Genomic DNA, 20,151 nt, shown 5'->3' on the forward strand with positions numbered 1-20,151 from the left:
TTTGCGTGACCTGGCGTGCCGGCTGTGGCCGGCACGCTGCCAAGAGGAGAGATGTCTGCCATGAAGCGTAGGGAATTCATCGCGGCCAGCGCCGCTGTCGCCGCCAGCAGCCTGCTGCCGCAGAGCCCGGCCTGGGCACGCGGGCGCAAGGTGCGCCTGGCCATGATCGGCACCGGCATGCGCGGGCTGGTGCTGCTGAAGGAGCTGGTGCGCCGCGACGACGTCGAAGTGGTCGCCCTCTGCGATATCGAGCCGATCATGCTGGGCCGTGCCACAGAGATGGTGGCCAAGGCGGGCAAGCCGGCGCCGAAGACCTATGGCCAGGATCGTGATACCCATGCCTGGAAGCGCCTGCTGGAACAGAAGGGCATCGATGGCGTGATCATCGCCACGCCGTGGGAATACCACGCACCGATGGCGATTGCCGCGATGCAGGCCGGTGTAGCCGTGGGCTGCGAAGTGGTGGCCGGCATCACCCTGCAGGACCACTGGGACGTGCTGAAGACCCAGCTGAGCACCGGCACCCCGTACATGCTGCTGGAGAACGTCTGCTACCGCCGCGACGTGATGGCGGCATTGCAGATGGTGCGCCAGGGGCTGTTCGGCGAGCTGGTGCATCTGCAGGCCGGCTACCAGCACGACCTGCGCGGCGTGAAATTCAATTCCGGTGACCCGAACCAGCCGTATGACAGCGGCGTGGAATTCGGTCCCAAGGGCTGGAGCGAAGCACGCTGGCGCACCGAGCATTCGGTGGAACGCAATGGCGAGCTGTATCCCAGCCACGGCATCGGCCCGTGCGCGATGTACACCGGCATCAACCGTGGCAACCGCTTCACCCACATCAACGCTTTCGCGACCAAGGCGCGTGGCCTGCACGAATACACCGTGGCCAAGAGTGGCGGCACCACCCACCCCAGCACCCAGGTGAAGTTCAAGCTGGGCGATATCGTCACCACCACGCTGGCCTGCGAGAACGGCGAGACCATCCTGCTGCAGCACGACACCTCGTTGCCGCGCCCGTACTCGATGGGTTTCCGCGTGCAGGGCACCAAGGGCCTGTGGATGGACGTGAACCATTCGATCCACATCGAAGGCCGCAGCCCGCCGCACCAGTGGGAAGAGTTCAAGAAGTACCAGGACGAGTACGAGCATCCGCTGTGGAAACAGAACGCCGACACCGCCGCCAGCGCCGGCCACGGCGGCATGGACTGGTTCGTCATCCATGCATTTGTTGAAGCGCTGAAGGCCAAGGCACCGATGCCGATCGACATCTATGATGCAGTGACCTGGAGTGCGATCACCCCGTTGAGCGAGCAGTCGATCGCCAACGGTTTCCAGACGCTGGAGTTCCCCGACTTTACTGCTGGTGCGTGGAAGACGCGCAAGCCGATATTTGCGTTTGACGGCAAGTACTGAGGTTTACCCCTTCCATGCGGTGACTGAAATGCCGGGCGATGCCCGGCGTTTCTGTTTGCATTGATGCATTGGCATCCATAGAGCCGAAACCACGCTTGGCTGTCTTTCCACCCGCGATTGACCGCGACAGCTTCCGCCAGTGCAGTGATTACTGGCTGAACAAGCGCAATGTCTACTTCGAATACGGGACTTCGCTGAAAGCCTTGGCCGAGGCCAACTGCGCCACCTTCCGCAGTATGGGCGGCTACGGTGCCGACGATCACGGCGGCTGGTACTGCGGCCGACGCATGAAGCATTGCCTGCGCGGCGACCTGCTGCAGACAATCCCGCAGGATCCGCTGTACGCCGTTGACGACAGCAGCGTCTATTGCGACGGGAAGCCTCTGCCCGGCGTGGATCACGCGCGCTGGCGTTTGCTGGGCGGACACTTCTCGGGCGATGGCAGCCGTGTTTACTACTTGGAACGGAAGCTGCCGCGCGTGGATGCGGCGTCGTGGCGTCTGTTGCAGAGGAGCTGGTCGCGACACCATAAACACCTGTTCCGTATGTTCATGATCGAGACCGACCCGATGCTGCGTGCACAGCATGGTCTCACGGATGATCAGAGCTGACGCGCGAAGCGGTTACCGCGACAACTTGATCTGCGTCAGCCGTCCCCCAGACGCCCTGGCATGCGGTACGCGGAACATTGCACCAGGTTGCACGAGTTCGGCCTGCTGCATCATCTTGGGCCACCACTCCAGAAGCCGCGCTGCGCGCTCGTAGTGATTGAACGTGCTCCAGCCCTTGGCCAGAACGAATACGGTCAGGCCGAGGCGTGCGATCGCCTCGCGCTCTGCGGGCTTGCGATGATGATGATCCTGGGTAACGTGTACGCGGATGCCACGCTGGGTGGCCGCGTCGAAGAGCTCCAGGTCAGTAGTACCGGGCATCACGAACTCCCTTACGTGGAAGACTTCGTGTTCGTCCGTTCCTGCAATGGCGTCGATGGCCCGGGCCAGCGCGGGCGGAAGATTCTCATCGATCTGCGCCTTCAAGGCGCGGCTCGATTCTCGAACTGCAGTGCTTTCTTCACTGCAGTCAGAGGTAGGTCATACAGCCTGGCCACGCGACGCTCGTCGCCACCTTCGGCGCGCAGCGCCTCGACAATGGCGATGGTAGGAACGCCCGATTCGGCAAGGATGGGCTGACCAAAACTGCGCTGTGGATCAAATACCACCGCGCGGGATCCCTTCAGTGGGAACCATCGTTCGGCTCGATCATCGATGCCCAGTTCGATGCCGTCACGCAGCGAAGGTGCGATGACCTTGCGCATCACGTCCTGGCGCTTCACCACATCCACCAGTGCGGCATCGCCGCTGTCGCCCACGAGCTCCATGAAAATGCGGCGCCCATCGGTCTTGAAGCTCGTGCTGGTGAAGGGGTACTCCTTACCGAGCCGCTCGTTCAGCTCGACAATGGTTCGCCGCACCAGGTTGAGTGGCACGCCACATGCGACGAATGTGCGGACGAAGCGCAGCTCGATCAGATCGCGAAAGCCAATGCCGTCGATCTCTGAATCAGCCCATTGCGACTTCCACAGGGGAGGGTGGGCTTCCGGCTTCCCGTGCTTCCGGCCATGGTAGCCCTTCAGCCACCGGCGCAGTTCCGACGAGCTGCCGCCAATGAAGCGCGCGGCATCGGCGTAGGAATAGAGACCGACGCCGAGGCTGTCCTGTGCTGGCAAGGCGATACCCATGGCGCCGAGTCTACTCAATCGGAATGGAGCTGGAGTACAGAGTCACATTCTGCGCCCTGCGGGGCTCATAAACTGAGAACGGAGACATGCGCGGGCGAATCTGCCGGGTGAGTGGCAGGCCGAAGCCGACAAGAAGATGGCGCGCCCGGAGGGATTCGAACCCCCGACCAATGGCTTCGGAAGCCACTACTCTATCCGGCTGAGCTACGGGCGCGTTGTAGAACCGCCGCGCCGTCGGCCAGTGCCGTGGCGGGCATCGCAGCGCCATGAGGCGGTGCGGGACGGGCATTCTATCCAGTTTCGCCGAACAAATCTCCCCCCACCGGCAAAGCCCTGCCGTAGGGGCAGGAGTATCCTATCGCCATGGCTGATACCCCCCTCACTTCGCCGCAGTCGCCGGCGACGCCGCGTTGGCGGCATTACTGGAGTCTGATGCGCGCTGATCGCCCGATCGGCACGCTGTTGCTGCTGTGGCCCACCTGGTGGGCGTTGTGGCTGGCCGCGGGCGGCCTGCCGCCGCTGTGGACGCTGTTCGTGTTCACCGCCGGCGTGTGGCTGACCCGCTCGGCCGGTTGCGTCATCAATGACTACGCCGACCGCTGGCTCGACCCGCATGTAGAGCGCACCAAGGCGCGTCCGCTGGCCACCGGTGCGATCAGCGGCCGCGCCGCGCTGGCGCTGTTCGCCGTGCTGATGCTGGTGGCGTTCGGCCTGGTGCTGACCCTGAACGGGCTGACCATCGGCCTGAGCTTCATCGGCGTGTTCCTGGCCGCCAGCTATCCGTACCTGAAGCGCTACACCCATCTGCCGCAGGTCTACCTGGGCATGTCGTTCGGCTGGGGCATCCCGATGGCGTTCGCCGCCGTGCAGGGCGAGGTGCCGATGCTGGGCTGGCTGCTGTATGCCGGCAACATCCTGTGGTCCACCGCCTACGACACCTGGTACGCCATGGTCGACCGCGAGGACGACCTGAAGATGGGCTCGCACTCCACCGCGATCCTGTTCGGTGATCTCGACCTGGTCATCCAGGGCGTGCTGTACGCACTGTTCCTGGCCACGATGGCGCTGGTCGGCGTGCGTGGCGGGCTGGGCGGGTACTACCTCGCCGGCGTGGCTGTGGCCACCGCGCTGGTGGTGTACGAGTTCTGGATCTGCCGCAATCGCGAGCGCGGTCCCTGTTTCAAGGCGTTCCTGCACAACAACTGGGTGGGTGCCGCGCTGTTTGCCGGCATCGCCGTGGACCTGGCGCTGCGTTGATCCCAATGCCTGGTAGAGCCGGCCGCTGGCCGGCTGCACCCGTGTGTGATTCCGAGGTTGCCGGCCAGCGGCCGGCACTACCGTCCTCCGCCAGCTACGACGATTCCCGGGCCTGGTAGAGCCGGCCGCTGGCCGGCTGCACGACCATCCCGATTGGGAAATTGCCGGCCAGCGGCCGGCACTACCGTCCTCCGCCAGCTACCGCGATTCCCGGGCCTGATAGAGCCGGCCGCTGGCAGGCTGCACGACCATCCCGATCGGGAAATTGCCGGCCAGCGGCCGGCACTACCGTTCTCCGCCAGCTACGACGATTCCCGCGCATGGTAGAGCCGGCCGCTGGCCGGCTGCACGACCATCCCGATCAGGAAATTGCCGGCCAGCGGCCGGCACTACCGTTCTGTGTCACCTACGACCAATAGGTGGCTGACAGCCTGCACCCCACCGCCCAGAATCGATCCATCGAACCTGGGAGGGTAGGCGATGGCCTCGACGGCAGCAGTACAGGACGGCTGGATGGCGCGCGCAGCGCTGCGCTCGGCCGCCTGGGCGGAAAAGTGGTTCCCCGACGCGTATGTGTTCGCGGTGCTGGGCGTGGTCATCGTCGCGCTGGCCGCGATGGGTTTCGGCTCGACCCCGCAGGCCACTGCCAGCGCCTTCGGTGACGGCTTCTGGAGCCTGATTCCCTTCACCATGCAGATGGCCTTCGTGGTCATCGGTGGCTACGCCGTGGCCACCGCGCCGGTGGTCGCGCGCTTCATCGACTTCCTGGCCCGGGTGCCGCGCACCGGTCGCGGTGCGGTGGTGTACGTGGGCCTGGTCAGCATGCTGGCCTCGCTGCTCAGCTGGGGCTTTTCGCTGGTGTTCGGTGGCCTGCTGGTGCGCGCGCTGGCCCGTCGCACCGAACTGCGCATGGACTACCGCGCGGCCGGTGCGTCGGCATATCTTGGCCTGGGCGCGGTGTGGGCCATGGGGCTGAGTTCCTCGGCCGCGCAGCTGCAGGCCAATCCGGCCAGCATGCCGCCGGGGCTGGTGGAGATCACCGGCGTGCTGCCGTTCACCGAAACCATCTTCCTGTGGCAGTCGATCGCGCTGACCGCGGTGCTGATCCTGGTCTCGCTGCTGATCGCCTGGCTGACCGCGCCTGCCGCCGGCAGTGCGCGTACTGCCGAGGAATTCCCCGGCGCCGCGCAGGCGGAGCCGGAGCCGCTGCAGCGACGCACGCGCCCGGGCGAATGGCTGGAGTACAGCCCGTTGCTGACCGTGCTGCTCTCGCTGCTGGCGTTCGGCTGGCTGTTCAACGAGTTCGCCAACAAGCCGGTGATCACCGCCATCGCCAACCTCAATACCTACAACTTCCTGTTCATCTCGTTGGGCCTGCTGCTGCACTGGCGCCCGCGCAGCTTCCTCAACGCGGTGGCCAAGGCGGTGCCGAGTACCACCGGCGTGCTGATCCAGTTCCCGCTGTACGGCGGCATCGCGATGATCCTCACCCACGCCGCTGGCGGTGACGGGCAGACCCTGGCGCACCGGCTGTCGAGCCTGTTCGTGCACGTGGCCAGCACCGATTCGTTCGCGCTGGTGATGGGCGTCTATTCGGCCGTGCTGGGCTTCTTCGTGCCGTCCGGTGGCGGCAAGTGGATCATCGAGGCGCCGTACGTGATGCAGGCCGCCAACGAACTGAAGGCGCACCTGGGCTGGGCGGTGCAGGTCTACAACGCGGCCGAAGCGCTGCCGAACCTGATCAACCCGTTCTGGATGCTGCCGCTGCTGGGCGTGCTGGGGCTGAAGGCACGCGACATCGTGGGCTTCACCTTCATCCAGTTGCTGGTGCACATCCCGCTGGTACTGGGCCTGCTGTGGCTGCTGGGCATGACCCTGGCGTATGTGCCGCCGGTGATGCCCTGACTGCGGGCTGGCATCACTGCGAGCGTCGTGAAACCAGCCCCGTTCAGCGCGGGTTTCCGACGGCGCGCGCCATGAATGCGCGCGGCATGGATAGCGGCATGAGCACATGCCGAACCCGCATGAATCCTTCAGTGGCTTGTGCCGCAAGGGCTTCTGCGCGTTCATTCACGCGCGTACACACCAATGTAGCCGCCCACCCACGCGTGATTAACCAACCGCTGCAGACGATGGCCCCGTCCACCGCATTCCGCGCGTGGCTTTGGAGATCGGACATGGCACAGCAGAACCAGAACCCGAACCAGAAGCAGCAGGGCCAGCAGAACCAGCAGGATCAGCAGCAGGGTCGTGGCCGCGACCAGCAGCAGCAACAGCAGCAGGAACAGCAGCAGCGCAACCAGCGCAATCAGCAGCAAGGTGGGCAGGACGAGGAAGAGTGACTTCGGTACCCACCCTGGGTAACCCCGAAGCCCCGCCGCGCGCGGGGCTTCGCTTATTCCAGCACGCCGATGCGCTGCAGCACCGGCGCCGCTGACATGTCATTGGGATTGGTGCCGGGCTGGTCCTGCGGCACGTCCATGCCCATGCCACGGTACAGATCCACCCAGTGCTGGGCGATCTGACCGGTCTGCGGGTTGCGGAAGTTCATCGGCTGCAGCGCGAACACGTGGTGCGCACGGAACGCGCGCTCGATGAAGTCCGAGCAGTAGTAGCTGTCCTCGTTCATTACGTATGACGTGTTGTACGGTTTGCCCAGCATCGTGCGTGCGGTCGCGACCGCATCCTTGATGGCGGCCTGCTGCGGTGCGCGCAGGCGATAGACCACGATCTGCCGCTGCTTGGCCCGGGCGTCCTGGCGGAACTCGATCAGCGATTGCCGGCGCGATCCTTTCTCGTCCGCATGCAGTACCTCCCAGCCGTCTGGCGCCGCAGCGACCAGGGCCACGTGATCGAAGCTGGGTGCGCCCTGCTTGCCGGTGGCATCGTCGATGGCCGCGCTGAGGCCGCTGCGGCCGGCGGTGACGAACAGCAGGTCGCCTTCCCGGACCTCCAGCGCGGCCACAACACCAGGCCACAGCATTGGCATCAACAGCGAGAGGGCAAGCAGGAATCCGCGCATGGGGCCAGGGTCGAAGCGTGTGCGGCGTAGTCTACCGGCTGCCGCGGTGACGCTGATTTCAGCATTAGTGTGATATGAGTCTCAATTCAGCATGTCGGGATATTCCTGACAGCGGATGTTGAAACTGAATTGACGGAGGCATGGCTATCCTTGCCTCCCCACCGCGCCGGAACCGCGCGCGACCACCCGGAATCAGGAGGATCCCGTGAACCAGCTCCGCCCCGTTGCCCTGCTTGCGCTTGCCCTGGGGCTTGCGCTGTCGGGCTGCAAGCCTGCTCCCCAGGCGGCCCCCGCTGGCGCCGCCGCACCGGCTCCGGCCAGCACGGCCGCCGCCACGGCGCCTGCCACGCCGGTTGCGGCGGCCCCGGCAGACGCTTCTACCAGCTGCCCCCATCCGGTCTTCGACGACTTCCTCAAGCATTTCGGCAACGAGATCGCGCTGCAGGAAACGTCCACTGCCGATCCGCTGCTGGACAGCCACATCGACGGCGAAGCCGAGCCGGAGCCACGCAAGGTGGAGAAGAAGGTGCCGCTTGCCAAGGTCGAATGGCCGGTGATGCCGGACCCGGCCACGCTGCAGCGGCAGGGCCGCGAGATGCAGGTCACCCGCCTGCCCGACGGCCAGGTGCAGGTGCAGATGCGCACCCCCGATACCAGCGACCAGCAGGTCTACACCTTTGCCCAGAGGCCGTGCTGGCAGCTGGTCAAGCGTGAGGACGAATCGATCTGACCCCTGAGCGACCGCTTGCGGGCGGTCGTGTGATTCACCCAAGGAGCACCGCATGCGTCTGTCTCCCGTTGCCCCCGTGCTGGCCCTGATGCTTGCTGCCTGCAGCGGCCCTGAGGCGGCTGCACCGGCGGCGACCCCCGCATCCACTGACCCGGCAGCGGCGCCGGCCGCACCTGCGGCTGCCGTTGCGGACCTTCCCACCTCTCTTACGCGCGACGAGACCGGCATGCATATCGATTGCCAAGGCACCCGCCTGCACCTGGCGGCCCAGCCCACCCAAGACACGGACGCTTCCCGGCTGACCACGCTGGAAATCGAAAAGGACGGCGCACGCCAGGCCATTGCTGCGCCCAAGGAGATGGACGGCTATACCGCCGTTGGCCTGGCCTGCGTGCAGGACCGCAGCGGCACGCCGTACTTCGTCGTGCAGTACGGTGAACTGCCGTTCGGCTGCAGCTTCTGCGAGTGGTACTACCTGTACGACGCCAGTGGCCGCCAGTTGACCCACAGCACACCGCCGCTGCGCGGCGCGGAAGGCGAGGAGCAGGAGCCCAACAACGACGAGTACGAGAAGTTGATCGACTCGCTCGGCATCAAGCATCCGGAGGTGAACTACATCGAAGACTGAGCGCAGCGGCAGGACGTCGCACGCGCGCTGTGAACACAGCACCGCAGTACCGCAGTACCCGAAGTACCAGGAGCAGTACCCCTTAAGGAAATCCCCCTTTTCATAGAATGGATAGCACAGACATGGCAGACATCTACCAGGACATGGTCCAGCCCCGCGGGGCGGCCTACAGCAGTGACCGCATCAAACCGTGGAGCCACTACCGGGAGCCGATCGATCAGAGTGACGGCCGCCTGCATGGCAATTCCCGCCGGTGGGGCGATGCGACCCCGGAAGTACAGTCACGGGTGATCGACACGATCATCGAGTCGGCGCGCGAGAAGGGCCTGACCCCGCGCGAAACGGCGCACGTACTGGCCATCGCCCGCGTTGAATCGGGCTTCAACCCCGATGCCGCCGCTGGCACCACCTCGGCCTCGGGCCTGGGCCAGTTCATCGACAAGACCGGCAACCACTACCACCTCAACAACCGCAACCGCTTCGACGTCGGCGCACAGTCCGATGCACTGGTTGACCATTACATCGACAACCGCACGCTGGCGCACAAGCGCGGCCAGGGTGAGGAGTACATCTACAAGTACCACCACGACGGCCCGACCCGCGATTACGGCGGCCTCAACCTGTCTGAAAAGAAGGTGATGCCGTACGTGGACAAGTACGAGCAGTTCGTGGAGCAGCGCCTGGGACTGACCCACGGCCAGTCCCAAGGCAGCCACGCGGCCCCCGCCGTAGCTGCGGCCACGCATGCGCAGGCCAAGCCGGCAGCGGCGCACGCCGAAGGCCAGACCCGCACCTTCGAGCAGACGATGCAGGTGATGCTGCCCCCGCAGAACGGAGTCAAGCCGCACGTTACCGGTGAGTTCGGCGAACACCGCGCGCACAAGCCGCACGGTGGCACCGACTTCAACTATGTCGGCGGCCAGCACGGCCGTAATCTGCAGCACCCGACCGTCCACGCACCGATCTCCGGAACGGTGACGTTCGTCGGTGGCGACTACGGCACGGTGAAGATCAGGGATGCACAGGGCAACTCGCACGAGATCCTGCACCTGCAGTCGACCCAGGTGAAGGAAGGCCAGCCGATCAAGGCGGGCGAGCCGATCGGCACCATGGGCGGGCGTGGCCCGGGCGGTGCGGGGCAGTATGCCCAGCACGTGCATTACCAGTTGAAGGATCCGCACGGCAAGCTGCTCAGCCCGCAGGACTTCTGGGACCACGGCAAGCTCAAGGAAACCGGCAAGGGTGGCCATTCGCATGAGGCCGACCACAACGGTGTGCTGCGCCAGGGCGCCAAGGGCGAGGAAGTGACTGCACTGCAGAAGGAACTCAACCGCTTGGGCGTGCGCGACGGCCATGGCAACCGGCTGAGCGAGGATGGCAAATTCGGTGCCAATACCAAGGACGCTTTGACCGCCTACCAGAAGCAGCACGGGCTCTCCGCCGATGGCGTGGCGGGTCCGGCGACGCTGGCCAAGCTGGCCGAAGGCCGCAGCCAAGCCGAGGCGGCGCCGAAGGGGCCGCAACTGGGCGACAAGGCGCATCCGGATACGCCGCTGCATAATGCGATCCGTGGCCACCTGCCGGGCATGATCTGCAACGAGATGAGCGCGCATGTGACCGCCCAGGCCAAGGCCGCCGGCATCGATTCGCCGGAAAAGCTGCAGGGCGTCACCGTGCAGGATGGCAAGGCCTTCGTCATGGGCACCGTTCCCGGCTTCCGTACTGCGGTGGACATGACCCAGACGGCACCGAGCCTGCAGGAAACCAGCGCTGCAATGCTGGCCAAGCACGAGCCTTCGCAGCAACACGTGCAGGACGAGCAGCAGCGAGTAGCCATGGGCCGTTGACCGCTGCGTGTTGACAGGCGTGTGGTAAAGGAGGCCGGCCGGAGCGATCCGGCCGGCTTTTTCCGTTCATGGGGGAGGACATCCACGGACGCCGCTTCGCAGGATGCACAGCGTGCTGCGCCTGCGCGAGGGAGCCTGGACCAGGGCATGCTGGACGGCAGCAAGCTGCTGGTGGCGCTGATCGATGGCGAGCAGCTGCCGCCCTTGGAAGGTTCCTCCGCATGCAACCTGTTGCCAGCGGATTGGCGCACAGACGATTCCGTCGTTGCCCTGACGCGAGGGTCGTCCCAAGGCTACCGTTCCTCGTCCAGTACCTCGTCGTCGAGCTCGTCCTCGAGCAGTTCCGGCGGCTGATCCGGTGGTGGTGGTCGCAGCGGCGGCGGCGGCGCTTCGGGCAGCTGGTAGCTCAGGTCGCCCACACCCGCCAGCCCAGCGCGGCATCACGCAGTTCGCCGCTACCGCTCACATCACCCACCTGCAGCTGCACGCCCTGCGCATTGGGCAGGTCTTTCTGCTCGGGGAACCACCGTCGATCCGCCGCAACCACAATCAGCAGGCCCTCGTCGTCGCCCATCGGCGCGAACTGCGGCGAAGGCGGGCTGATCGGTTGCAGGCCGAAGCGCTGGCTGGACTGTTCGCGCACCGCATCGACATCGTGGCTGGGCAGGCCGACCTCGCTCAGGCACGTCAGCTCGCTGCCATGGAAGGCGCCTGCGCGCGTGCTGACCGGCAGACGGCGGCGGCCGATCAATTCGAGGATCAGGCCATCGGGACCGGTGAAGTACACCGACTGCGACTGCCAGCTGCTCTCCAGAGCAAAGTAATCCAGGCCCTCAGGATTACGTTGCAGCGGAGTACGTTCGCGCAACCAGGCCATCGCCTCGCCGAAGCGGTTGTCCGGTACGTTGAAGGCTAGGTGCACGCCACCGACGGAGTGACCCCCCGCCGGCTGCAGTTCGATCGTGCTCCAGCCGATGTGCACATGGTTGCCGACCACGCGCTGCTGCAGCACATCGTGGAAATATGTAGCCACGGAAGCGACGTCGGATACCGGCAGAGTGAGGTGCAGCAGGCGCATGATCGATCCTCCGTGGACGCGCCCACTGTAGCGCCGGGCCATGCCCGGCGGCCACTAGCGCAGCGAATGGTTGAAGAACCGTATTGCCGCGTCCGCTGCCTGCGCGTGGGTCTGCGCCTTCGGCACCGACGTGCTGCACAGGTCCTGCAGCCGCTGCTGTCCGGCCGGGGTGCATGCGGCGAGGAAATCGTAATGGCCGACACCGGGCAGCACCTGCAGTACAGCGCCCGCAATCACCGCACGCGCAGCCTCGCCATTGGTCTGTGGTGGCGCGACCGTGTCCGCCTGGCCCAGCACGATCGACACCGGCTGTTTCAGCGAGGAGAGCTGCTCGGGCGCAAAGGCCTGCACGATTGCCGGCGCCAGCAGGAACACCGCGCGCACGCCGGGAATGGCGCGTGCGTCGTTGGCGTGGGACATCCAGGGCGACAGCTCGGGCGACGCCGCAGCGGCAACGCGCGCCTCCATCGTGTGCGTTGCCGCCTCCTGTTGGGGCCGGCAGACGCCGTCATCCGGATATGCGGTGCAGAAGTCCCGCAATCGCTGCAGGTCCGGTCGCGCACCGGCTGTCAGCAGCGCGGTGTAGCCACCGGCCGAGAAGCCGGCGACCCCCAGGCGCTCAGGATCGACATGTGGGCCCAGCACCGGATCAGCCTGCACGGCCGCCAGTGCGGCACGCAGGTCATCGGCGCGCAACCAGGTCAGAAGGCTGCCGGGCAGGGTCAGGGTGTCAACGCCGTTGTTGCCTGGATGATCCACCGCAATCACCAGATACCCGGCCCGAGCCAGCGCCGTGCCCAGCCAGCCCATCATGCGCGCGCTGCCGCCGTTGCCATGCGAGAGCAGCAGGGTCGGCAGGCGATTACCCGCGACCGGCGCATCCTTGGCCGACCGGCCGACGTCGAACAGCGGCGCGTCGGGTGGACCGATGGTCAGCGCGGTTTCGCGGCTGCCGGCCGGTGCCGGATACCAGACCGTGTAGCGCAGCGCGTCGCGGTGCCCTGCGTCGCGCACGGCGGCGCTGGCCAGCGCCGTCGTGCCGTGGCGCTCGCCGGCGACGCCGCTTTCGCGGGCGGCGCTGACGCTCGCGAACGCCAGCAGAATTCCTCCCAGCACAGCAGCGGTCATGCGCATCTTCAACTCCTTGTCAGTGGGGGCGTTCTTCGACCGGCAGCCAGATTTCCACGCCGCCCTGGCCGCTGTGCTCGTCGAACCGGGCGTCGTAGCGCTCCAGGTCCGGCGCATCGGCAAGGCTCAGGTTGGACGCAGGGAGATAATGATCCAGCAACCAGAACCAGGTCGAGCGGATGGCCGAGATGTGTCCGCCGTGCCAGGCCACCAGGTAGCGGCGCGCCGGGATGTCCACGCGTCGCCAGTGCGCAGGCACGCTCGGCACCGTGCTTGCCGGCAGTGCCGCAATGTAGTCGAAGCCACCATCGTCATCACTGTTGCAGCACACGCCGAAGCTGACCGGTGCCGGCGTCGGCCACTCGCGGTTGAGCTGGGCCCATTGGCCCGGAATCGCGCCGCTGCTGTCGCGGGTATGCCGCATGCCGACGCCTGCCACCTGGAACGCGGGCGTATCGAGCAGCCGGGGGGCTTCAATGCAGGCTGACGGGGCCTCGTCCAGGCGGATCGCCTGCACCAGCGCCAGCCCATCGGTGCCCTGTTCGCGTACCCGTTCCGGTGTCTGCCCGAACTGTTCGCTGAAGGCCCGGGTAAAGGCGGCATGGGTGGTGTAGCCGGCCCCCAGCGCCACCTGCAGGATGTCGCCGGCGCCGTTGGCCAACCGCTGCGCGGCAGCGGTCAGGCGGCGCCCACGCAGGTAGCGCACCACCGAGGTGCCGGTGCGGGCCTGGAACAGGCGTGACAGATGAAACGGCGACAGGCCGGCCGCAGCGGCAATGTCGGCCAGCGCCAAGGGCTGGTCCGCATGGGTTTCGATGTACCACAACGCTTTGCCTGCCGCGCTCATCCTGCCCTTCCCCGGATCCAATGCCGGCACAGTAGCGGATCGGCAGGCGCGGCGTTTAGCAGTTCTTGCGCCTGTGCCGCATCAAGCTGTCGCACTGACGTCATGGCTCCTTCACAGATCGCGCCGAGACTGCGCGCCTTGTCCAGGCCTGCGCTACCCCCGCAGGTGCTGGCCCTGTCGCGTCCTCCCGGAGCCCTGCCGTGCATCGTTCGAAGCTTTCGCGTTCCATCCTCCTTGCCCTTTCCATGGCCAGCGCAGGAGGCGCGATCGCAGCGGAGGCCGATGCGGTCGATGCCGCCGGCGGCAGCCGCGCCGCGCCCACCCAGCTCGACGCGCTGCTGGTCACCGGTACGCGCGCGTCCAACCGCACCCAGTTCGAAACGCTGGCGCCGGTGGATGTGTTCAGCAAGGAAGACATCAGGTCCGTTGAATCCACCGACCTGAAGGACGTGCTGGCGCAGCTGGTGCCATCGTTCGTGGTGCAGCGCCTGCCGATGGCGGACGGCCAGGTGTTCGTGCGTCCGGCCACGCTGCGTGGCCTGTCGCCGGACCAGACCCTGGTGCTGGTCAACGGTCGCCGCTTCCACCGCAGCGCGCTGCTCGGCAACCGCGGTGCGCAGGCCGCTGATCTGGCACAGATTCCCACCAGTGCGATCAAGCGCATCGAGGTGCTGCGTGATGGTGCGTCGGCGCAGTACGGCTCGGACGCCATCGCCGGTGTCATCAACATCATCCTCGAGGATGGTCCGGGCACCGAGATCACCGCCGGTTATTCTCAGTACGCGCAGGGTGACGGTGCGTCGCGCGACTTCAGTGCGCGCACCGGCTGGTCGCTGGGCGACTACGGCAGCCTGGTGTTGTTCGCCGAATCGTCCAACTCCGATGCCACCTCGCGCACCCGCCAGCGCCCGGACGCGATCGCCTTCCAGGCTGCGCATCCCGAGCTGGACGTGCCCAACCCGGTGCAGCGCTGGGGCCAGCCGGAACTGGAAAGCCGCCGCGTCGGCTTCAACGTCAAGGCCAACGCCAGCGAGACGCTGGAGCTGTATGCGTTCGGCCTGTACAGCCACAGCGATGGCGTCAGCGATTTCAACTGGCGCAACCCGGACACCACCACCGGTGCCTACCGCACCACCGCCATTTTCCCAGGCTGGAACCTGCGTTCGATCTATCCGGTGGGCTTCAGCCCGCAGTACGGCAACGTGCAGAACGACCTGCAGCTGGTCGGCGGCCTGCGTGGCGAGATCACGCCCAAGCTGCGCTGGGATGCCAGCGCGTCGTATGGCCGCAATGCCATCGACTACCGCCTGAAGAACTCGATCAATGCCTCGCTGGGCCCGGCCAGCCCGACCGCATTCGACCTCGGCCGCCTGACCCAGACCGAGAAGAACGCCAACGCCGACTTCAACTACGAATGGGACGTGGCTGCGCTGTCCAAGCCGATCAACGTCGCCTTCGGTGGCGAGTTCCGCCAGGAGACCTACCAGGTGCGCGCCGGTGACCCGGCCTCGTACGCGGTGGGTCCGGGCGCGGCTGCAGGCCTGGAGGCCAATTCCAATGGTGCGCCCGGTTTCTCGGCCAGCCAGGCCGGGCAGTGGAGCCAGCGCAGCAAGGCCGCCTACGTGGACATGGAAGTGCCGCTGGGCGAGCGTTGGAGCATCGGTGCGGCCAGCCGCTACGAGGACTTCTCCAGCTTCGGCAGCACGCTGGACGGCAAGCTCTCGGCGCGCTTCGCGATCACGCCCGACCTGGCCCTGCGCGGCACCGTGTCCAGCGGCTTCCGCGCGCCGACGCCGGCGCAGCTCAACACCACCAGCACCACCCAGGGGTTGGATACGCGCACGCTGCAGATCTTCACCAGCGGTCGCCTGTCACCGAACGATCCGCTGGCGCAGCTGCTCGGCGCCAGGCCGCTGAAGCCGGAAGAATCGCGTACCGCGTCGCTGGGCCTGACCTGGCGCACCGACCTGGGCCTGTCCGGCTCGGTGGATGTCTACCAGATCAAGCTCACCGACCGCTTCAGCCAGTCGGCCAGTTTCGCCATTCCGGCCGGTACGCCCAATCCACTGGGCTACACCTCGGTGAACTACTTCACCAACGACTTCGACACCTCCACCACCGGCGTGGACGTGGTCGGCAACTACCTGCGCGACCTCGGCGCCGGCCGCATGACGCTGACCCTGGCCTACAACTACAACCGCACCCGCGTGGACAACGGCAGCACCTCGGTGGCCACCAATGAGACCCAGCGCGTGCTGTTCGAAGACCGCCTGCCCGAGCACAAGGGCAGCCTCACCGGCAACTGGGACGTGGGCGCATGGTCGCTGATGGCGCGCGTGCGCTACTACGGCGCCTGGACCGATTCCAGCGGCAATGCAGTGGGCGACATCTACCAGCGCTTCGGCGCGATGAGCTTCCTCGACCTGGCCGTCGGCTATCGCATCAACGAACATCACAGCCTGCGCGTAGGTGCCGACAATGTGCTGGACAGGTATCCGGACGAGGCGACTTTCCAGGCCAGCCGCGGCCTGGTCTACTCGCGCAACGCCCCCTATGACACCGACGGTGCCAATCTGTACGCGCAGTATCGGCTGAGCTTCTGATGGACCGCACGCGCCGCTCCCTGCTGCGTGCTGGCACCCTGCTGCCGGCCGCCGCCCTGTCTTCACTGCCTGCCACCGCCGCTGCGCGCTACGCTGGGTCCATGCAGATCCCCATTTCTTCGGCCGCACCGGATGTGCTGGCCCGCGATGAGAGCTACTGGGCCGCCGTGGCCAGCCACTTCGACATCACCGACGAAGTGAACCAACTGGAGAATGGCTACTGGGGCGCGATGGGGCGCGAAACGCTGGCCAATTACCAGCGCCATACCGCTGAAGTGAACCGTGGCAATGCCTGGTACGGTCGTCATGCGTTCCCGGCGCAGTACATGGCGGTGCAGCGGCAGGTGGCCGAACTGCTGGGCGTGGGCGCCGACGAGATCGCACTGACCCGAGGCGCCACCGAGGCGATGCTGGCGCTGATCGGTGGCTACAACCGCCTGCGGCCCGGCGACCAGGTGCTGTACGCCGACATCGACTACGACAGCATGATCGGCGCGATGCGTTGGCTGCAGCAGCGCCGTGGCGTGCAGGTCGAGCGCATTGCGCTGCCGGTGGTGCCCGACCATGCGCAGATCCTGCAGGCCTACGAGGCCGCGTTCGCGCGGCTGCCACGCCTGAAGCTGGTGCTGCTGACCCAGGTCAGCCATCGCCATGGGCTGGTGTTGCCGGTGGCGGAGATCGCCGAGCGTGCTCGCGCACGCGGTATCGACGTGATCGTCGATGCGGCGCACGGGTTCGGCCAGATCGACTACGCGGTGCCGCAGCTCAAGGCCGACTTCGTCGGCATCAACCTGCACAAGTGGATCGGTGCGCCGGTCGGCGTCGGCGCGATGTACGTGCGCAGGGGCCGCGTTGCGGACCTCGACCCGTACATGGGCGAGACCGACGACGGCCGCGTAAGCAGCCGTGTGCACACCGGCACGGTCAACTTCGCCGCTTACCTGGCGCTGCCGGAAGCGATCGCGCTGCACCAGCGCATCGGCGCGGCCAATAAGCAGGCGCGCCTGCGCTACCTGCGCGAGCGCTGGACGGTGCCCGCGCGGCAGATGGCGCACATCGAAGTGCTGTCTTCACCGGACCCGGCGCTGGCGAGTGCATTGGCCAGCTTCCGCCTGCGCGGGCGCACCAGCGTGGCTGACAACATCGCGCTGCAGAAGCGCCTGCTGGACGAGCATCGCGTGTTCACCACCCATCGCGACGGGTTGGACTCCGGCGCCTGCGTGCGGGTGACGCCGTCGGTGTTCACCCGGCCCGAGCAGATGGATGCGTTGGTGACAGCACTCTCCGCCCTGGCCTGACCATAAACGGTAGTGCCGGCCGCTGGCCGGCAACCTGATCGTCGCCCACGAGCAGCTGCCGGCCAGCGGCCGGCACTACTGATCGGGTGGGGCCTACCCCTCGGCACACCAATCCCCAGCCGGCTAGGAGAGCCAGCCGGCCGGGGCACCACTCAACGCCTTACTTGGTCTCTTCCCACTGCACCACGTCCGGCTCGGTGGCGCGGATACCGGCGGTGGACAGCAGCTTGGTGCTCGCATCCAGCGCCGCGTTCACCGACGGGTACTCCACGATCGCCTGGCCCGACGCCTTCGACACCTTCACCACGGTGCCGCCGGTGGCGGTAGCCGCGCGCTGGGCCGATGCTGCGTCGGTGAAGAACACCTTGACCCGCGACGTCGCCACCACTGGCGCGCCGTCACGGGACACCGCCGCCGCGAACTTGCCGGCACCGGCATCAGCCGGCGCGGCGGTGGCGCCATCCAGCGAACGCTTGGTACGCGCGCTGGTGGTCGCCGCCGCTTGCGGGGTGATCGTGAACTGGCCGCCGCTGGCCTGCTTTACCGTTGCCGAGAGCGACAGCTGGAAACGCGTACCGCCCACGTCGAACGTGCGACCGGTAGCGGACGCCTTCAGTTCCTGCGCATCCACGGTCGACAGGGTCCTGGCCGGAGGGGTCTGCCCCGAGCTCTGTGCCCAGGCAGGGGAGGTCATCGCCGCGAAGGCGAGCGTGCTCAACAGAATGGTCGTCTTCATCATCAGTGCCCCAGAACGCGGATCTTGAAGAATTCGAGGTTGCCACGCGATGCAGCGGTCGCGGCCTGCCCCATGTCGGTCACTTCCAGCGTCCAGGTGCCCGTGGCGTTCTCATCCAGGAAGGCATTGCTGGACAGCAGGTCCCAGCTGGTGAAGTTGCTCTGCGCGCCACCCGTGCCCGAACCGATCGCGGTGAACGCCGGCTGTACCACGCTGCGCGTGCCGCTGGGCGACACCAGCACGAACTGCAGCTGGCGCGTGTTGCGGTGGTTGACCCGGAAGCCCAGCTGCACGCTTTCGATGTTGCGCGCGCCGTTGGCCAACTGGAAGGTCAGGCGTGCGGCGGCGGCCGAGGTGTTGCCGATGGCCACGGTACGCGTGGTGTTGCGCCAGCCGCTGTCGACCAGCGCACCGAGCGACTGGAAGTTCTCGGCCACCTGCACCGCGCGTGCAGCGTTGACCACGCCGAAGCCATACCAGTTGCTGTAGGCACGGCCGGCAGCATTCACCGTCCAGCCCGGCACCAGCGTGCGGCCGTCGGCCAGCGTCACCGCCGGCTGGTTCGGGTGGTTGCGGGTGGCGGTGGTGGCCAGGATGTACTTCACATCGCGATAGGACAGGTTCGGATTGGCTTCCAGCACCAGCGCCGCCACGCCCGAGACCATCGGCGCCGACGCCGAGGTGCCGTTCATCTTGGCGGTGTAGTTGCAGGTGCTGTCGATGGCCGACAGGTTGCTGTCCAGAGTGTTCTGGCGGTTGGTGTTGGTGTTGCTGCCCTGCGCGCATCCGGTCACGTCGGTGGTGACGATGGCCGGGTCGTACGCGCGTGCCACCAGGCCGGGTGCGTACTGGGCCTGCAGGCCGTACTCACCGCCAAAGGCCGAGACCCACAGCGCCGAGCCGGTGGAGGAGTAGGACGAGCGCACGCCATCGGCACGCACCGCGCCTACGGTGATCACGTTGAACAGGTTGTTGCGCGGATCACGGCCAGCCGGCACGCAGCCGGTGTTGCGGTTCTTGGTGTCGGTGGTGCAGACATCCTGGGTCTGGCTGATCGAGGCATTGTTGAAGTTGTTGCCAGCCGACTTCACGTAGATGCCGCCGCGGCCACCGCGCGTGCCCGACAGGGCCTGCTCATACGAACGAATCGTGTTTTCGCTGTACGCCAACGGCAGGTTCGGATTGCCCGGGCCGGCGCCCCAGCTGTTGTTGAAGACCTGCACGTCGGCCGATTCCGCGCCGTCCCACCAGGCGTACTCGATGTTGCTCTGCTGGTTGCCCAGGGCCGAGCGCGAAATCGGGTTGAAGCCCTTCAGCGTCGCCGCCGGGGCCACACCGCGCACGCCCAGGTTGTTGGCGCCCACCGCGCCCGCAATGCCGCCGACCATGGTGCCGTGGTTGTCGACATCCGGGTTGGTCGGGGTGGGGTTGTTCGAGCCGTTGGTGAAGTTCTTGCCGGCCACCGCGGCCACGTTGGCGGCCAGGTCCGGGTGCGCGATCTGCAGGCCATCGTCGACGATGGCGATGGTGACGCCCTGGCCGCGGATGCCGTTGCGGAACAGGCCATCGACGTTCAGGTCGTTGCCCGCCACCGGCCGGGTGTCGGCCGGGACGGTCTGCCCGGTGTTGAGCAGGTGCCACTGGATACCCGCCAGCGGGTCGGCCTGTTGGGCCTGCGCGGTGGCGGCCAGGCTGCCCAGCACCAGGGCAGTGGCAAGGGCCAGGCGCGCAGAGCGCGGTGGCGCGGAGCGTTGCGTGTGTCGCTTCATACACGAATCCTTCTGTTGTGAATCGGCATGGCAGGACGGCGGGGCGGAACTGCC

General features: G+C 66.7%; 18 protein-coding genes and 1 tRNA gene. 10 read left to right on the plus strand and 9 right to left on the minus strand.

Features of this window, described 5'->3' with window-relative positions; all coding sequences use genetic code 11:
- The first annotated feature begins 60 nt into the window (after positions 1 to 60).
- Positions 61 to 1,416 (plus strand): Gfo/Idh/MocA family oxidoreductase, encoded by a 1,356-nt coding sequence (locus LRM18_RS18420; RefSeq protein WP_270955227.1) that lies wholly within the window; start codon positions 61 to 63, stop codon positions 1,414 to 1,416.
- A gap of 38 nt (positions 1,417 to 1,454) precedes the next feature.
- On the plus strand, positions 1,455 to 2,027 hold the full coding sequence (locus LRM18_RS18425; RefSeq protein WP_154331345.1) for a DKNYY domain-containing protein: 573 nt from the start codon (positions 1,455 to 1,457) through the stop codon (positions 2,025 to 2,027).
- 12 nt (positions 2,028 to 2,039) lie between these two features.
- Here LRM18_RS18425 and LRM18_RS18430 read toward each other — a convergent pair whose 3' ends face one another.
- From LRM18_RS18430 to LRM18_RS18440, 3 genes are all read right to left on the minus strand, one after another.
- Positions 2,040 to 2,453 (minus strand): DUF5615 family PIN-like protein, encoded by a 414-nt coding sequence (locus LRM18_RS18430; RefSeq protein WP_154331344.1) that lies wholly within the window; start codon positions 2,451 to 2,453, stop codon positions 2,040 to 2,042.
- A complete protein-coding gene (locus LRM18_RS18435; RefSeq protein WP_049468866.1) occupies positions 2,450 to 3,154 on the minus strand; it encodes a DUF433 domain-containing protein in 705 nt (234 codons plus the stop codon). Before LRM18_RS18435 ends, LRM18_RS18430 begins: the two co-directional genes overlap by 4 nt.
- Positions 3,155 to 3,291: 137 nt before the next feature.
- Positions 3,292 to 3,368 (minus strand) — tRNA-Arg (locus LRM18_RS18440).
- A gap of 149 nt (positions 3,369 to 3,517) precedes the next feature.
- On the opposite strand from LRM18_RS18440, the gene ubiA reads away from it, so the two are divergent.
- From ubiA to LRM18_RS18455, 3 genes are all read left to right on the plus strand, one after another.
- Positions 3,518 to 4,411, plus strand: coding sequence for a 4-hydroxybenzoate octaprenyltransferase (gene ubiA / locus LRM18_RS18445; RefSeq protein ID WP_005411493.1), 894 nt, complete (start codon positions 3,518 to 3,520; stop codon positions 4,409 to 4,411).
- A gap of 480 nt (positions 4,412 to 4,891) precedes the next feature.
- Positions 4,892 to 6,316 carry a TIGR00366 family protein gene (locus LRM18_RS18450; RefSeq protein WP_270955228.1) on the plus strand — a complete coding sequence of 475 codons (1,425 nt, stop codon included), beginning with the start codon at positions 4,892 to 4,894 and terminating at the stop codon, positions 6,314 to 6,316.
- A 272-nt stretch (positions 6,317 to 6,588) separates the two neighbouring features.
- On the plus strand, positions 6,589 to 6,753 hold the full coding sequence (locus tag LRM18_RS18455) for a hypothetical protein (protein WP_005414774.1): 165 nt from the start codon (positions 6,589 to 6,591) through the stop codon (positions 6,751 to 6,753).
- A 53-nt stretch (positions 6,754 to 6,806) separates the two neighbouring features.
- Here LRM18_RS18455 and LRM18_RS18460 read toward each other — a convergent pair whose 3' ends face one another.
- Entirely contained in the window at positions 6,807 to 7,400 is a 594-nt protein-coding gene (locus LRM18_RS18460; RefSeq protein ID WP_270955255.1) for a YiiX/YebB-like N1pC/P60 family cysteine hydrolase, read from the minus strand.
- A gap of 238 nt (positions 7,401 to 7,638) precedes the next feature.
- On the opposite strand from LRM18_RS18460, the gene LRM18_RS18465 reads away from it, so the two are divergent.
- From LRM18_RS18465 to LRM18_RS18475, 3 genes are all read left to right on the plus strand, one after another.
- A complete protein-coding gene (locus LRM18_RS18465) occupies positions 7,639 to 8,163 on the plus strand; it encodes a hypothetical protein (protein ID WP_270955229.1) in 525 nt (174 codons plus the stop codon).
- 226 nt (positions 8,164 to 8,389) lie between these two features.
- Entirely contained in the window at positions 8,390 to 8,791 is a 402-nt protein-coding gene (locus LRM18_RS18470) for a hypothetical protein (protein WP_005420055.1), read from the plus strand.
- 122 nt (positions 8,792 to 8,913) lie between these two features.
- The gene (locus tag LRM18_RS18475) at positions 8,914 to 10,638 is read left to right on the plus strand and encodes a peptidoglycan-binding protein (protein WP_270955230.1); all 1,725 of its coding nucleotides are present in this window, start codon (positions 8,914 to 8,916) and stop codon (positions 10,636 to 10,638) included.
- A gap of 406 nt (positions 10,639 to 11,044) precedes the next feature.
- On the opposite strand, the gene LRM18_RS18480 is transcribed toward LRM18_RS18475, so the two are convergent.
- From LRM18_RS18480 to LRM18_RS18490, 3 genes are read right to left on the minus strand one after another with little or no spacing between them, the layout of a single operon-like run.
- Positions 11,045 to 11,716, minus strand: coding sequence for a VOC family protein (locus LRM18_RS18480; RefSeq protein WP_270955231.1), 672 nt, complete (start codon positions 11,714 to 11,716; stop codon positions 11,045 to 11,047).
- A 54-nt stretch (positions 11,717 to 11,770) separates the two neighbouring features.
- Positions 11,771 to 12,850: an alpha/beta hydrolase gene (locus LRM18_RS18485; RefSeq protein WP_270955232.1), complete on the minus strand. Its 1,080-nt coding sequence runs from the start codon at positions 12,848 to 12,850 to the stop codon at positions 11,771 to 11,773.
- A 13-nt stretch (positions 12,851 to 12,863) separates the two neighbouring features.
- Positions 12,864 to 13,691 carry an AraC family transcriptional regulator gene (locus tag LRM18_RS18490; RefSeq protein WP_154331341.1) on the minus strand — a complete coding sequence of 276 codons (828 nt, stop codon included), beginning with the start codon at positions 13,689 to 13,691 and terminating at the stop codon, positions 12,864 to 12,866.
- Between the two features lie 200 nt (positions 13,692 to 13,891).
- Between LRM18_RS18490 and LRM18_RS18495 the strand changes: the two genes are divergently transcribed.
- Positions 13,892 to 16,294, plus strand: coding sequence for a TonB-dependent receptor (locus tag LRM18_RS18495; protein WP_270955233.1), 2,403 nt, complete (start codon positions 13,892 to 13,894; stop codon positions 16,292 to 16,294).
- Entirely contained in the window at positions 16,294 to 17,592 is a 1,299-nt protein-coding gene (locus LRM18_RS18500; protein ID WP_270955234.1) for an aminotransferase class V-fold PLP-dependent enzyme, read from the plus strand. Before LRM18_RS18495 ends, LRM18_RS18500 begins: the two co-directional genes overlap by 1 nt.
- Before the next feature lie 160 nt (positions 17,593 to 17,752).
- On the opposite strand, the gene LRM18_RS18505 is transcribed toward LRM18_RS18500, so the two are convergent.
- On the minus strand, positions 17,753 to 18,331 hold the full coding sequence (locus LRM18_RS18505) for a DNA breaking-rejoining protein (RefSeq protein WP_336297094.1): 579 nt from the start codon (positions 18,329 to 18,331) through the stop codon (positions 17,753 to 17,755).
- Positions 18,331 to 20,097, minus strand: a complete 1,767-nt coding sequence (locus LRM18_RS18510; RefSeq protein ID WP_049460503.1) for a S8 family serine peptidase — start codon at positions 20,095 to 20,097, stop codon at positions 18,331 to 18,333. The genes LRM18_RS18505 and LRM18_RS18510 overlap by 1 nt, the downstream gene beginning before the upstream one ends.
- Positions 20,098 to 20,151: the final 54 nt, after the last annotated feature.

The sequence above is a fragment of the Stenotrophomonas sp. PI_27 genome (assembly GCF_027854495.1).
Taxonomy (GTDB): domain Bacteria; phylum Pseudomonadota; class Gammaproteobacteria; order Xanthomonadales; family Xanthomonadaceae; genus Stenotrophomonas; species Stenotrophomonas pavanii.

Coding starts and splice junctions, on each gene's coding strand:
- LRM18_RS18420 (WP_270955227.1), top strand. CDS start 61: ATGAAGCGTAGGGAATTCATCGCGGCCAGCGCCGCTGTCGCCGCCAGC.
- LRM18_RS18470 (WP_005420055.1), top strand. CDS start 8,390: ATGCATATCGATTGCCAAGGCACCCGCCTGCACCTGGCGGCCCAGCCC.
- LRM18_RS18425 (WP_154331345.1), top strand. CDS start 1,455: ATGCCCGGCGTTTCTGTTTGCATTGATGCATTGGCATCCATAGAGCCG.
- LRM18_RS18480 (WP_270955231.1), bottom strand. CDS start 11,716: ATGCGCCTGCTGCACCTCACTCTGCCGGTATCCGACGTCGCTTCCGTG.
- LRM18_RS18450 (WP_270955228.1), top strand. CDS start 4,892: ATGGCCTCGACGGCAGCAGTACAGGACGGCTGGATGGCGCGCGCAGCG.
- LRM18_RS18455 (WP_005414774.1), top strand. CDS start 6,589: ATGGCACAGCAGAACCAGAACCCGAACCAGAAGCAGCAGGGCCAGCAG.
- LRM18_RS18510 (WP_049460503.1), bottom strand. CDS start 20,097: ATGAAGCGACACACGCAACGCTCCGCGCCACCGCGCTCTGCGCGCCTG.
- LRM18_RS18435 (WP_049468866.1), bottom strand. CDS start 3,154: ATGGGTATCGCCTTGCCAGCACAGGACAGCCTCGGCGTCGGTCTCTAT.
- LRM18_RS18500 (WP_270955234.1), top strand. CDS start 16,294: ATGGACCGCACGCGCCGCTCCCTGCTGCGTGCTGGCACCCTGCTGCCG.
- LRM18_RS18485 (WP_270955232.1), bottom strand. CDS start 12,850: ATGCGCATGACCGCTGCTGTGCTGGGAGGAATTCTGCTGGCGTTCGCG.
- LRM18_RS18505 (WP_336297094.1), bottom strand. CDS start 18,331: ATGATGAAGACGACCATTCTGTTGAGCACGCTCGCCTTCGCGGCGATG.
- LRM18_RS18490 (WP_154331341.1), bottom strand. CDS start 13,691: ATGAGCGCGGCAGGCAAAGCGTTGTGGTACATCGAAACCCATGCGGAC.
- LRM18_RS18475 (WP_270955230.1), top strand. CDS start 8,914: ATGGCAGACATCTACCAGGACATGGTCCAGCCCCGCGGGGCGGCCTAC.
- LRM18_RS18460 (WP_270955255.1), bottom strand. CDS start 7,400: ATGCCAATGCTGTGGCCTGGTGTTGTGGCCGCGCTGGAGGTCCGGGAA.
- ubiA (WP_005411493.1), top strand. CDS start 3,518: ATGGCTGATACCCCCCTCACTTCGCCGCAGTCGCCGGCGACGCCGCGT.